The 11880-nt window shown below is 55.9% G+C and carries 10 protein-coding genes and 2 tRNA genes; 6 read left to right on the forward strand and 6 right to left on the reverse strand.

The features are described 5' to 3' along the window. Positions 1–63: 63 nt before the first annotated feature. The 4 genes from ACZ5Q2_RS12975 to ACZ5Q2_RS12990 all read right to left on the reverse strand — a co-directional run bounded on the left by ACZ5Q2_RS12975 (position 64) and on the right by ACZ5Q2_RS12990 (position 3604). Positions 64–597 carry an ABC-type transport auxiliary lipoprotein family protein gene (locus ACZ5Q2_RS12975; protein WP_374786569.1) on the reverse strand — a complete coding sequence of 178 codons (534 nt, stop codon included), beginning with the start codon at positions 595–597 and terminating at the stop codon, positions 64–66. Between the two features lie 89 nt (positions 598–686). Then, positions 687–1625 carry an MlaD family protein gene (locus tag ACZ5Q2_RS12980; RefSeq protein WP_106695847.1) on the reverse strand — a complete coding sequence of 313 codons (939 nt, stop codon included), beginning with the start codon at positions 1623–1625 and terminating at the stop codon, positions 687–689. Beyond that, positions 1625–2449, reverse strand: coding sequence for an ABC transporter ATP-binding protein (locus ACZ5Q2_RS12985; RefSeq protein ID WP_230714255.1), 825 nt, complete (start codon positions 2447–2449; stop codon positions 1625–1627). Before ACZ5Q2_RS12985 ends, ACZ5Q2_RS12980 begins: the two co-directional genes overlap by 1 nt. Positions 2450–2452: 3 nt before the next feature. After that, positions 2453–3604: an MlaE family ABC transporter permease gene (locus ACZ5Q2_RS12990; protein ID WP_413774339.1), complete on the reverse strand. Its 1152-nt coding sequence runs from the start codon at positions 3602–3604 to the stop codon at positions 2453–2455. A 281-nt stretch (positions 3605–3885) separates the two neighbouring features. On the opposite strand from ACZ5Q2_RS12990, the gene ACZ5Q2_RS12995 reads away from it, so the two are divergent. Then, positions 3886–4617 (forward strand): murein L,D-transpeptidase catalytic domain family protein, encoded by a 732-nt coding sequence (locus ACZ5Q2_RS12995; protein ID WP_106695845.1) that lies wholly within the window; start codon positions 3886–3888, stop codon positions 4615–4617. Between the two features lie 6 nt (positions 4618–4623). On the opposite strand, the gene ACZ5Q2_RS13000 is transcribed toward ACZ5Q2_RS12995, so the two are convergent. Further along, positions 4624–5328: an START domain-containing protein gene (locus ACZ5Q2_RS13000; protein ID WP_432210027.1), complete on the reverse strand. Its 705-nt coding sequence runs from the start codon at positions 5326–5328 to the stop codon at positions 4624–4626. 240 nt (positions 5329–5568) lie between these two features. Between ACZ5Q2_RS13000 and ACZ5Q2_RS13005 the strand changes: the two genes are divergently transcribed. Beyond that, positions 5569–5644, forward strand: a tRNA-Gly gene (locus tag ACZ5Q2_RS13005). Between the two features lie 54 nt (positions 5645–5698). Then, positions 5699–5772: transfer RNA gene (locus ACZ5Q2_RS13010), tRNA-Cys, on the forward strand. A gap of 153 nt (positions 5773–5925) precedes the next feature. On the opposite strand, the gene ACZ5Q2_RS13015 is transcribed toward ACZ5Q2_RS13010, so the two are convergent. Continuing rightward, positions 5926–7362: an alkaline phosphatase PhoX gene (locus tag ACZ5Q2_RS13015; protein ID WP_230714259.1), complete on the reverse strand. Its 1437-nt coding sequence runs from the start codon at positions 7360–7362 to the stop codon at positions 5926–5928. Between the two features lie 243 nt (positions 7363–7605). Between ACZ5Q2_RS13015 and ACZ5Q2_RS13020 the strand changes: the two genes are divergently transcribed. From ACZ5Q2_RS13020 to ACZ5Q2_RS13030, 3 genes are all read left to right on the forward strand, one after another. Next, on the forward strand, positions 7606–8406 hold the full coding sequence (locus ACZ5Q2_RS13020; protein ID WP_432210026.1) for an IS5 family transposase: 801 nt from the start codon (positions 7606–7608) through the stop codon (positions 8404–8406). A gap of 438 nt (positions 8407–8844) precedes the next feature. Continuing rightward, positions 8845–11487 carry a hypothetical protein gene (locus ACZ5Q2_RS13025; RefSeq protein ID WP_432210025.1) on the forward strand — a complete coding sequence of 881 codons (2643 nt, stop codon included), beginning with the start codon at positions 8845–8847 and terminating at the stop codon, positions 11485–11487. Beyond that, positions 11474–11869, forward strand: coding sequence for a response regulator (locus tag ACZ5Q2_RS13030; protein WP_432210024.1), 396 nt, complete (start codon positions 11474–11476; stop codon positions 11867–11869). The genes ACZ5Q2_RS13025 and ACZ5Q2_RS13030 overlap by 14 nt, the downstream gene beginning before the upstream one ends. Positions 11870–11880 lie beyond the last annotated feature (11 nt).

Below are 11880 nucleotides of genomic sequence, written 5' to 3' on the forward strand. Positions count from 1 at the left end.
AGCGAAAGGCGACTCATGCCTTGAGTCCGGTGGAATTCTAATGGCGAACCAACGCCATGGCAATCAGTTATGGATAGTATTGCGGGACTGGTCCATGCAGCCGGTCATCCAGCGAGTCAGGTCATGTCCCAAACGATTTGCAGCGTTGCTGAAACCCTGCACGATACTTTCATGACCGCTGTCATTTACCGGTTCTGTAATGCTCCAGTTGCGAACACAGATACTCTCGCGCTGATTATTTTGCACCAGCTCCGTGTGTAACCGTATGATAACGTGAAGTTTACTGTTCTGATGCATAACGTGGAATGCCGTAAGTTCACTCACCAAGGTGAGTTCTGCGTTGGCAGGGCTGGTGTCGACAATCGCGTTACGAAATGCCTGACTGGTGCGGACGTGGCTTATGACGTGATCCCGAATCATTATGGGCGCAGTGTCTCTCCAGCGGGCTTCCCGAATGGCCTGAAACTCATAAGGTGTCGGTTTGATTAGAATTCGGGAACCATCGAACGGGGCTGATGCCAAGGGCGTTTCAACCCGGAGACTGGCATTGTGAGTTTGTGGTAACACGGTGGGGGCGCCGTCAGTACCCAGATCCATGATTCTAGGTGGCTCCGGGAGTGGAAAAACCGTGCAGCCTGAGATTGTAAATGCAGACAACAGCAGGACACAGTTCAAGAGTTGTCTGATCATTGCTCAAACTCCTTAAGCTTGGGGCCACCCCGTAATGTTCCGAGTGGGTCTTCATCCAGTTTTCGGGTAAACGAATTCAGAGATCTCAGAGTACTGCGCATTTCACGGAGCACAGGTGTTATCTCGCCCAAGCCCTGAATCCCTGCATCCAACACCTGTTCATTGTCTTCGGTCAGTCGGTCCAACCGGCTCAGGGTAGGCTGCAAGGTAGACAGGGCCAGGGTCATGGATTCCAGAACCGGCGCGATTTCCCGCTCCAGGGTTTGGCGCGCCCGGTCCGATGTGTCAGAAACCTTGATCGCGGCTTCCTCGGCGCGGATAGCGGCGGTGTCGAACTGAGCCATCAGGGCAAGCAACTCTTCCCGATTGGCGAGCAATGATTCCGTTGCCAGGCGTGTGTTGTCCAGAATGGCCGATACATTCTCCAGATTCTCCGACGCGAGCAAGCGGTTCATGCTGGTTAACAGTTGTTCTGCACTGGAGATCATGGCCTCACCGTTATTCAGCAGGTTGGAAAACGCCGATGGCTGTGCGTTGATGAGCGGTGGGTTATCACGGTTACCCTGAAGTACCGGGCTGTCGGTTGTGCCGCCGGTGAACTGGACACTCATGCTGCCGGTAATATTGGCAAGAACCAGCTCCGCCCGGGTGTTCTCCCGTACCGGGATGTCGCGATCCACACGCACCAGCACCCGAACATGGGCGGGATTGTCTGGTGCCAGGGACAGCTCGAGAACATCGCCAACCGGAACGCCGCTGTATAACACTGGATTGCCTTTTGACAGCCCGCCCACCGGGTGATCAAAGCCTATCTGGTAGTAAGCCCATTCGCGGTCTGCAGTCGATTTGCCCAGCCATAGTGCAAACAGCAGGGCAGCTGTTACTGCAACCAGCGTGAACAGTCCGATAATAACGTGATGGGCCTTTGGCTCCATTAAACGGGCTCCTGTCTGGTCAGCCGGTTATGTGCATCAATCGCGGCCCGCCCCCTGGGGCCATGAAAGTATTCCTGTATCCATTCGTCGTCGGTCTTGGCGACGTTTTCAAGTGTGTCTGCCACCAGCACTTTTTTACGGGACAATACGGCTACCCGGTCACAGGTTGTGTACAGCGTATCCAGATCGTGGGTAACAAGAAATACTGTCAGCCCAAGGGCGTTCCTCAGGGTCACGATCAGTTCGTCGAACGCTGCCGCGCCGATCGGGTCCAGCCCCGCTGTGGGTTCGTCCAGAAACAGCACCTCCGGGTCCAGCGCCAGGGCGCGGGCCAGGGCGGCTCGCTTCACCATACCACCGGAAAGCTCGGCGGGGTATTTCAGGGCGGCATCTGCTGGCAGCCCGGTCAGTGCCAGCTTCATCCGGGCAAGTTCCTCGGCCTCCGTTCGGGTAAGACCCGCGTGCTCGACCAGTGGCAGTGAAACGTTTTGCATCAGGTTCAGCGAGGTAAACAGGGCGCCACCCTGAAAAAGCACGCCGAATCGCTGCTCATACAGAGACCGCTCTGTGCCAGAAAGTTCTGTGAGATCAACATCAAAAAGCTGAATGTGACCGTCTGAAGGTGTGTTGAGGCCCACGATGCTGCGCAGCAAAACCGATTTGCCCGTGCCGGAACCGCCAACAACCCCAAGGATCTCTCCGGGAAAGAGGTCCAGCTCCAGGTTTTCATGGACCACGTGATCACCGAAACGGTTACACAGTCCCCGCACCTGGATCACCGGTGTTGAAGGGCTGTGGCCTTTCTGTGGTTTCAACTCCGGCATGACTTACCAGCCCATTTCCATAAAAAACAACGCCGCTATGGAGTCCAACAGGATCACCATAAAGATCGACTGAACCACACTGGAGGTGGTGTGTTCGCCCACCGACTGGGCACTGCCAGCCACCTTGAAGCCTTCGAGACACCCAATGACCGCAATCAGGAAGGCAAACACTGGGGCTTTTCCAATACCTACCAGAAAGTGTTTCAGGGCAATATCCCGCTCCACGATGGCCATGAACTGACTTGGAGGAATATCCAGCACCAGTGCGCAGACGGCGGCACCGCCCACCATTCCGGAGATCATGCCAATGAAGGTGAGCACCGGCAGGCTGACCATCATGGCCAGAACTCGTGGGACTACAAGTAGTTCCACCGGATTCAAACCCAGGGTACGAATGGCGTCGAGCTCCTCATTGACCTTCATAGCGCCGATGTGGGCGGTGAAGGAGCTGGCGGTGCGTCCGGCGAGCAAAATGGCCGCCAGCAGAACGCCAAACTCCCGCAGGAAAGAGAATGCCACAAGATTGACGGTATAGATCGTCGCGCCGAAGTCTTCCAGCACAGTCGCTCCCAGAAAGGCGACAACGGCGCCCACCAGGAAAGTTAGTAAGGCAACAATGGGCAGGGCATTCAGCCCGGTATCATGTACTGCCGCGACAAACGGAGTGATGCGCCAGCGGCGGGGCCGGGGAAGGATATAAAACAGGGTGGCAAGGGTTTGACCGATAAATCCCGTAAGCATCCATATCAGGCGGGCAATGGCGGTCACCTTCTCTCCGACGTCGGCCAGAAAGTCCAGCAGAGCGTTTTTCCGGGCGGGCTGCCAGGGTGCGCCTGCCATCGCCTCGGCAACGGTGATCAGAAGTTCCCGCTGTTCATCTGGCAGGTTGGCATTCTGCAGAAACCTCAGTGCCTGTTCCGGGCCTGTTAATCGGGCGATAAGCGCTGCCCCTGCCGTATCTACCCGGCTTAGCTTGTCGAACTCAATGTTGTTGATCGTGGCATCCCTGGCCTGAACCTCGTTTACCTGCTGGTTGAGCACCGAATAATGGGAGAGTGTCCAACTGCCGGATACGGTCAGGTTGTCACCATTGCAGACGAGGTTACCGGGGGTGTCGCGGTGTGCTGTCGTTGAATAGCCGGAATCAGTCGCCACAGGTGCCGTTAATCCTTGTCCGGTATGCAGAAAAGATAGTCTCAAGCTTAAAGATTCCGGAACGGGTCTGCCAGTATCTTTGGTTTTCCGTAACCTTGCCGGTGATCGGACCGGTCACGTTTCGGTCTTGTTATGCGGCGGGAAGGGAGGATCAAGCGCCCACGATTTGTATGGGAACGGTTAAAAATTGTACGGAATGAACGGCGTCTCAAAATTCTCTGTTAGAATAAGGCATCTTTTCAAGCAGGTAGCTTATCTTCCTGAATCCTGAGGTAACGTGCATGCCCAAGCATCACAATCGACGCGTTTTTTCATTGTTTTCCGGCCTGGCGGTTTCTTTAGCCATTTCCATACCGGCCCAGGCCCAGTCATTGGATGACCAGTTGCTTGCCCGTCTCGCCAGTGTTGCACCCAAGCTGAACCCGGAAGTGCTTGAGGCAGCCTTCAAAGCCACACACTGCGCCATCGCCAACGGCGTTGCCATGCCAGAACGGCTTGCAGTGATTGATTTCTCACTGCATTCGAGCCAGGAACGGATGTGGATTTTTGATCTGGAGCAGGGCGATTTACTGCTGCGGGACCTGGTTGCTCACGGCAGAAACTCCGGCAACGAGGAAGCCACCACCTTCTCAAATATTGAGGGCAGCTACCAGTCGAGCCTGGGGTTGTTCAAGGCCAGTGAATCCTATCGTGGCATGCACGGCTATTCCTTGCGACTGGACGGCCTTGAGCCAGGCATTAACGATCTCGCAAGGCAGCGGGCCATCGTGATTCATGGTGCAGACTATGTAAACAGCAACTGGGTGGACCAATACGGGCGCATCGGCCGCAGTCATGGCTGCCCGGCGGTAGACCAGAAAGTGGTGCAAACCGTGGTGGACAACCTCAAAGGTGGCCAGTTGGTCTTCAAATACTACCCGGACCAGGATTGGCTGCAGACCTCCAGTTTCCTGAATTGTGACAGTGCTACCCAGGTTGCCGGAAATCGCGCAGCCCGTGGTGGCAATAGCTGAGGTAGCTCAGGAATCGCCGGTCGGGAAGCGCAGGTTGTGCTTCTCGACCAATTCTTTCGGCGGCGCGCTCGTTGAATAGTCACGATAGGGTGATGTTTCCATCATCCGTTTTAACCCTTCCAGTGTTCGAATTGGTGCATCGGTAGCCACAATATTGGCCACCCAGGCGGGCACCAGACCTCCCGGATCCATATGGGTGGTGAATGTTACCCGTATCCAGCCATCCTCAAGCGGTTCTACCAAAAAGCTGTTATCCAGCATGGGGATGCGCACGTAACCGGATTGCTGCGGGGCATCATCCGGGCGGCCCGTGGATTGCACCGTGACAGCGCCACCCGGTTCGTCCTGAAGGAATACGGACTTCATCACCACATCCCGGTCTGAGGCTGGCCAAACGCCATCAAATTTCATCCACAGTAGCCGCTCACCGTCATCTGTAACGTGGTAGTTGGCTTCCTGGCAGTTGTAGATCCACTGTTGGCACAGGGAGATGTCATCAATCACCGATAGCGCAGCCACCATAGAGTGCTGGATTTCAACCACACCGCGGAACTGTTTGATTGGTGTATCCGAAACGGTCCTGACATAGGTGTTGATGTCAGACCGTTCCTTGCCTTGCTGCTTGGGCGTCCATCCTTCGCCAGATGCTTGGCTGGCCACCATGGTTGACAGGGTAAAGAGGGTAGCGATGACGGTTGCGGGAACGCGCATGGTATTGGTCTGCCTGATAATGTGATTGGGTGTCATGGATTCTGAAAGATGTGGGGGCGATAAACCATTGCGCAGATAACGGTTCTGATGGGTTGGCCGGAAATGACAAAAAGCGGTGGTGTTGGCTAAAGTTTGTTCACAATTGCCGTAAAAACAAAAACTTGAAAAAAAGGTGTTGACGCCCCCGGCGGAATCCGTAGAATACGCAGCCGTTGACGAGGCAAAGCCTCCAGACGAAGAGCGGGAATAGCTCAGTTGGTAGAGCACAACCTTGCCAAGGTTGGGGTCGCGAGTTCGAATCTCGTTTCCCGCTCCAATTTCCAAGTCTCTCACGCCTCCTGAGAGCATAAGCCAGAATCCAGGCTTACCCGGCGCGGTGGCAGAGTGGTTATGCAGCGGACTGCAACTCCGTGTACGCCGGTTCGATTCCGACCCGCGCCTCCATTTTATTTTTACCTCACTAACCCACAGCAGCCGTTCCAGAGACTGTTGGCCTTTCGATCTCGTCCCCAAAAAGCAATGCGCAGAATCAGGGCGTGTGAGATTTACCCGCACACCCCGGGAATTGCCTGTGGCGATTATCTGGCTGCCTAGAAATCAACCAGCTCGAAAACGTTCTGGTATTGTCAGCTCATAGGTTATGCCTAGCCCTGGAATCCCGGGGCCTGCTGCATTGCCTCTTTGAGAACTGAAATAGAGGAACCGACCATTACCGGTAAACGCCGGGCCAGTCAGTTCACTGCCGCCACCGGGTATCTGCAACAGGATTTTTGACGGACCATTGGGGTTCATTACCATCAGTCGCATAGCGTCGCCGTCTTCGGCGACAATGACATCACCCATGGGTGATATGGTGATGTTATCAACATCATCGAACGGGGTGTCGGGGGCGATCAGTTGTTCGTTGTCGAATACAACCTCTATCAAGTCGTTATCGATGTCCAGGGCGTACACTCGGTTGTCACCTTTGCAGGCAAAATAGACCACCGCACGAAGCGGGTTGCTCGCGCCGCTCACCTGCGGTCGCTGGCCTTCCGGCAGTTCCTGAAGCCAGATCCCTTCACCGCCTTTGAAAACAGTGCCTGGGGCCCCGGCGCCAGTAGCAATCTCGATTTCCGAACGGACCTGGCTCTGAGGTCGGTCCGGGGACTGAACGGGTACCCAGCGAACCCGCCTCACCGTTCGGGCTTCGGCCAGGTCTTGTTGATATGCGCCGGCTTCGAAGCCCTCAATTTCCAGGACCTCCAGGATTCCGTTATCCATATCCAGCCCCGGCTTTCCATTGATGGATACGGCCATACCGCCGGACCTGAACCGGTACAACCGGCCGCTTCCCGAGTCTTCTGTGAGGTAGAGTGTTTTCGTTGTGAGATCGACTGCAACCGCTTCATGGTTAAAAATGCCCAGCGCCGGGAGTTCTCTTGCGGTATCCGGTGTGCCCAAAGGATCGCATTCGTAAACCCTGCCGTCGGGAACTTCTTCACAAGATAGCCAGGTTTGCCAGGGCGTGTGGCCACCAGCACAGTTTTGGCGGGTGTTTTGAAGGATGGGGTAGCTGTCTGTGATCTGTCCATCACGATTGAATCTCAGTACGCCGACGCCGCCCGCCGGAGTGATTTCGCTGTTGCTGACGTAAATCCATCCTCCGTCATCAAGATCAAATACCGCGCCGCCATCCGGAAAGATGTGCCATGGGTAATTGATCATCCCCAGTGAAGGCAGAGGGATTGCCGTGGAGCTTGTAAGCCCGGAGACGGCAACTCGACGGATCTCAAACTCTGGGGGAATCAGAATGCCGTCAACCCCACTGTTTTCGAGAGGGCCAATGCTCATGAGAGGCCCGGGAGAAAGCGGAAGTTCCATGGCCAGGATGTCCGCGGGTGTGTCGCCCAGGTCGGGTACCGGGTTTAGATTCGGTGCAGGCGGATTGTTAAGTGGGTTGCCACCGCCGGATCCTCCCACACAAGCGCTCACTGCCACGGTTGAGCCACCCACCAGCAGTATCTGCAGAAACCGTCGTCTCTGATAATTCATGTGAATTCCTTTCATATCGTATAACCATAGTTAAACCGACTATCAGGTAGCCTAATACTCCTTTGTGGCAATTCCGTTACGATGGTGTGACGACGGAAAGCATCGATAAATCAGTTGAACTTTTGTTAGAGTGCATCGTATAATACATTGCATGCCTATCTAAAAGGGTTAGGGAGACTCTGAATAAGTCTCGAAGTCAGCGATAATGCAGTCATCGCCAACCGCATAGGATTCGTTGCCACCATGGATCAGATCACCTTCTCCGAAGCCGAGTACCAGACCAAGAAGCGCAAGACCCGTCGCGAGATCTTTCTGGAACGGATGGAGAAGCTGATTCCCTGGAAGCAGTTGGAGAAGAAGGTAGCCCGTTATTACCCCAAGGGCCAGAACGGACGGCCTCCGTATCCGCTGTCTGCCATGCTGCGAGTCCACTGCATGCAGCTGTTCTATAACCTGAGCGATCCGGCCATGGAAGATGCCCTCTACGAGATCGAATCCATGCGGCACTTTGCCGGCCTGAAACTGGACCGCTTGCCGGATGAGACCACCATTCTCAACTTCCGGCATTTCCTGGAGCAACACGGTCTGGGCAAGGTGCTGTTTAAAGAGGTGAATAAACACCTGGAGAAAAATGGCCTTATGCTGCGAGAAGGCAGCATCGTAGATGCCACCATTATTTCTGCTCCCAGCTCCACCAAGAACAGCACCGGCAAGCGCGACCCTGAAATGCACCAGACCAGAAAGGGCAACGAATGGCACTTTGGCATGAAAATGCACATTGGTGTCGACGACACGCTGGGTCTGATTCATAGCATCGATACGACTGCGGCCAACGTTCATGACGTCGTGCCCGCCGACAAGCTGAAAGCCGAGAAAATCAAAGCCAGTGTTCGCGCCAAAGTCGAGTATCCCTTCCGGTACATCAAGCAGGTCTTCGGCTACCGCAAAGTCCGCTATCGCGGCTTGGCCAAGAACAACAACCGGCTGCATTTGCTGGCCGCGTTCAGCAACCTGCTGATTGGTGAAAAATACACGCTGGCGTAGGGCCAGTGCGCCTGTTTTCCGCCAAAATGGCGGGAAACGGGCAAAAAAACCCAAATAGCGGGAGAATAGCGTCTGAATTTTCGATTTTTTGCAGGCTAAAACCAGCATCGGCAAAAATCACCGGTTATTCAGACCCTCCTTAGAGTAATCATGCGGTTGAGTTTTTGCTTGGACATGTCAATCCGGGCCCCCGCCAAAGATAGATTTGAAGTACGTGCAACTTTTTTGCCTTTCAATCCGTAGTAGAAGTGTGCAGACAAGCAGATTGCCCGCGCAGAGGCATTGGCCTGCGGTCACGCGGTTTCGATTTCAACAATTATCGCCCCGCCCGTGTGCCCGCGCTAAATAGATGAACAATTGATCTAAAATTTTAATACGGTAAACATGGCGAACATTCGAAACTGGCGAGTCATTTTAGCAAGTGCAACGGCGTTTGTTTTGTTGGTCGTTGCGTCTGCAGCGGGCTTCTGGCAATCGGGCAATCAGATGTTCAGCGACTGGTTGTTTGATATGGGCGCTATCAGCCTGGATCGCGAGCCGGCGGTTCTTCTGGTCGAACATCCGGAAAAGCGTCCCGAGCCGCAGGCCCTGAACCGCCTGATTGGCGAGTTGGATCGTCTGGGAGCCCGACACACGGTTGTGTTGCCCGGAGCCCTGACAACCGCTGCCGAGAACCTTCCCGCTTCGCTCTCCGAACGAGTCATCGTGTCCAAGTTCCCTGACGAAACTGCATCGCCAGAGGGCGGTCCGTGGATGGTCGCGCCGCGCTTCGAGGCGGGTTATTTCCGCTATATCGATAAGTCGGACGAATCTACTCCGACGCCCTGGTTCCGTGATTTGATGGGAGAGGCGGCACCGGCCAGCGAGCGTTTGTATCTGAATTTCGGATTCCTTCGGAACGGTCTGCCGATCGTGAGCCAGCAGCAGGTTCTTGCGGGCGAGGTGATTCCCGAGGTGGTGTCAGACCGAGTTGTGCTTCTTGGGCCCACCAGGTCGAACCTGACGCCGGGATTTCCGGTGCCGGGTACAGAAGAACACCTGAGCGCGCTCAAAATTCAGGGCCTTGCATGGGCAACGGCCGAAGCCGATGCCGGGCTTCACCTCCCGCAGCCACTGTGGCAAGTAACGTTCATTCTTGTTCTGTTCCTGGTGAATCTTCTGGTATTCCAGTGGCTGTCGCCCGTGATTGGCGTCGTATTTTCGCTGGTTGCGGTGGTTTTTGTGGGTATTGCTGGCTGGTTCTCCGTTCAGTATTTCCAGACCCTGTTGCCCGTGGTTGATCTAACGGTGGTACAGCTTGCATCGCTGTTGTTTGTCTATCAGGCGCGGAGGGCCACAGAGGATCGCACGGTCACAGAGATGCTGGGCACCACAAACGCTGCGTTGTTCGAACGCTACATTCCGGAAGCCTTCAATGAGAGCTCCTCGCCGTGGCCTAAACTGGTTGTGTTCATTCGGCAGCAGCTTAACCTTGAGCGCTCCATCCTCCTCGAGCGAGTGCAGGGTGACCATCGCGTACGCGAGATCGAATCGATTAACTGCAGTATCGACGACATTCGCGAGCAACGTCGGGATTACGAGCGGGTGCCGTACAGCGATGCTCTGCAGCGTCGTAAACCGTTGCAATTAAAAAGGCCGTATTTCGAGTTTACCGATGACGAGGAACTGGAATACCTGACGCCGCTGATGTTTGCCGGTGAGGTGCTCGGCTTCTGGGCGCTGACGGTCAGGCCTGACGACAGCTGGAGCCGGGAAGCGTTTGAAAGCAACATTGCCAGCTTCGCTCTTCAGATTGGCGAACTGCTCTACCATCGCCAGCAGCTGGCCCGGGAGAAGCAGCGTGAGCGGCGACTCGGTCGCCGCATCCTGGCGCTGGAAGTGGGACGCAATCATCCGGAACGGCTGCGCTCAGCGCTGGAGCTCCTGGGCAATCGGATGGCGTCCCTGGAAGCGGTCTACGACAGCTTAAAAACGGGCGCGATCATGTATGACCTGTTCGGTCAGGTCCTTCAGGCCAACGCCAGGGCTCTGGACATTGCGGGTCAGGCGAACCTGGCGGTCTATCAGCTGACGGCCCTCGATTTCCTGAGCGCTCTTTGCGGCCTGACCCAGGACAACGCGCGCCGCCAGTTGAGGCACGTAACGCTCAAACGGGCCGAAGTGCGGCTGCCCGTTCGGGCGGTGGCCAGTAACAAAGAGCTGATGCTGGCCATTCGTCCCATCAGCACGGCCCAGAACAGTCTTGATGCCATTCGCGTCGCCAACTCGGCGCAGCCGTTCAAGTTGTTGGGCCTGTCTTTCGAAATTACCGATACCAGTCATGCCGGGGCGGCGCTCGAACGCCGGGACGATCTCCTGCAACAGTTGATTCTGGATCTGCGCAACCTGGTTTCCCGGGTCACGCTGGCGGCTCATTTGACCGCCCCGGATCTGGAGAACGGGACCTCCGGCGAACGGTTGTTGGGCGAGATTAATCAGCTCTCAAGCCGGTTCGAAGCGGCGGTTGCCGACATCGAGCGGCAGGTCGCTGTGAGCGAGGAATCCACGGGACTGAAATCGGCAGAACCGATCAATCTGTTGCGGGCGGTCAACAAAACTTTGAATCAAAAAGAGCAGAGCATCCGCCAGAAGCGGCTGACCGTGTTGCGGGATTTGCCGTACGTGGTTTCGCTGGTGGGTGCTGTCGCTGACGAGTTGTCAGCGTTGATGGATCGCGTGCTGGACCTGCTGGTGTCCGATGCGTCTCCGGGCTCCCAGTTGCAGGTGTCGGTGAAGGAGCGATCCGAGCCCGACTCAGTGGTCAGTCTCACCCTCAGCAACGTGGGTTATGGCCTACCGCAGCGCACCCTGGACCGGATTCTGGCCAAACCCGTCGCCGAATTGCTGACGAGTGACGACCCGATCGAAGAAACCCTCGGTACGGTGAAATCCATGTCGGAGTGGGGAGGGCAGGCAGAGATCACCGCGGATGTGGGCAAGGGATATTCCCTTCATTTGCATTTCAAACCGCTCGCGTTCAGCAAGCCGCAAGGCGAGCAGACAACGCAAAGTTGGCAGGAGAAAGGTTATGCAGACGAATAGAAGCCGGTTACCCGAAGGTCCCCTATTGGTGGTTGAAGACGACCCGTTCCTGCTGAGCATGCTTCGGGAGGTTATTTCCAAGACGGGACGAATCGTCTACACCGCTGCGAACGGGGAGGAAGCCGTCAACCTCCTTCAGCGCAGGGCCGACATTCGGGCCGTGGTCACGGACCTCGCGATGCCTGAAATGGACGGCGTGCGCCTGATTCACTGGCTGAGCCAGGAGCAACCCGACATGCCCGTGGTGGTCCTGACCGCCTCCGCCAGTTCCGACGTGCAGGACTTGCTGGAGCGCCGCAGTGTCGAAGCGGTGTTTCAGAAACCACTCACAGGTCAGCGGATCAATGAACTGCTGGGAGCGTTGAACTCTCTGCATGCTTGACGCCTTATTTC

The organism is Marinobacter alkaliphilus, assembly GCF_055394375.1.

What these genes read in the sequence shown, in the direction of transcription:
- ACZ5Q2_RS12975 (WP_374786569.1), bottom strand. Translation starts at nt 597, where the DNA reads ATGGATCTGGGTACTGACGGCGCCCCCACCGTGTTACCACAAACTCAC.
- ACZ5Q2_RS12980 (WP_106695847.1), bottom strand. Translation starts at nt 1,625, where the DNA reads ATGGAGCCAAAGGCCCATCACGTTATTATCGGACTGTTCACGCTGGTT.
- ACZ5Q2_RS12985 (WP_230714255.1), bottom strand. Translation starts at nt 2,449, where the DNA reads ATGCCGGAGTTGAAACCACAGAAAGGCCACAGCCCTTCAACACCGGTG.
- ACZ5Q2_RS12995 (WP_106695845.1), top strand. Translation starts at nt 3,886, where the DNA reads ATGCCCAAGCATCACAATCGACGCGTTTTTTCATTGTTTTCCGGCCTG.
- ACZ5Q2_RS13000 (WP_432210027.1), bottom strand. Translation starts at nt 5,328, where the DNA reads ATGCGCGTTCCCGCAACCGTCATCGCTACCCTCTTTACCCTGTCAACC.
- ACZ5Q2_RS13015 (WP_230714259.1), bottom strand. Translation starts at nt 7,362, where the DNA reads ATGAATTATCAGAGACGACGGTTTCTGCAGATACTGCTGGTGGGTGGC.
- ACZ5Q2_RS13020 (WP_432210026.1), top strand. Translation starts at nt 7,606, where the DNA reads ATGGATCAGATCACCTTCTCCGAAGCCGAGTACCAGACCAAGAAGCGC.
- ACZ5Q2_RS13030 (WP_432210024.1), top strand. Translation starts at nt 11,474, where the DNA reads ATGCAGACGAATAGAAGCCGGTTACCCGAAGGTCCCCTATTGGTGGTT.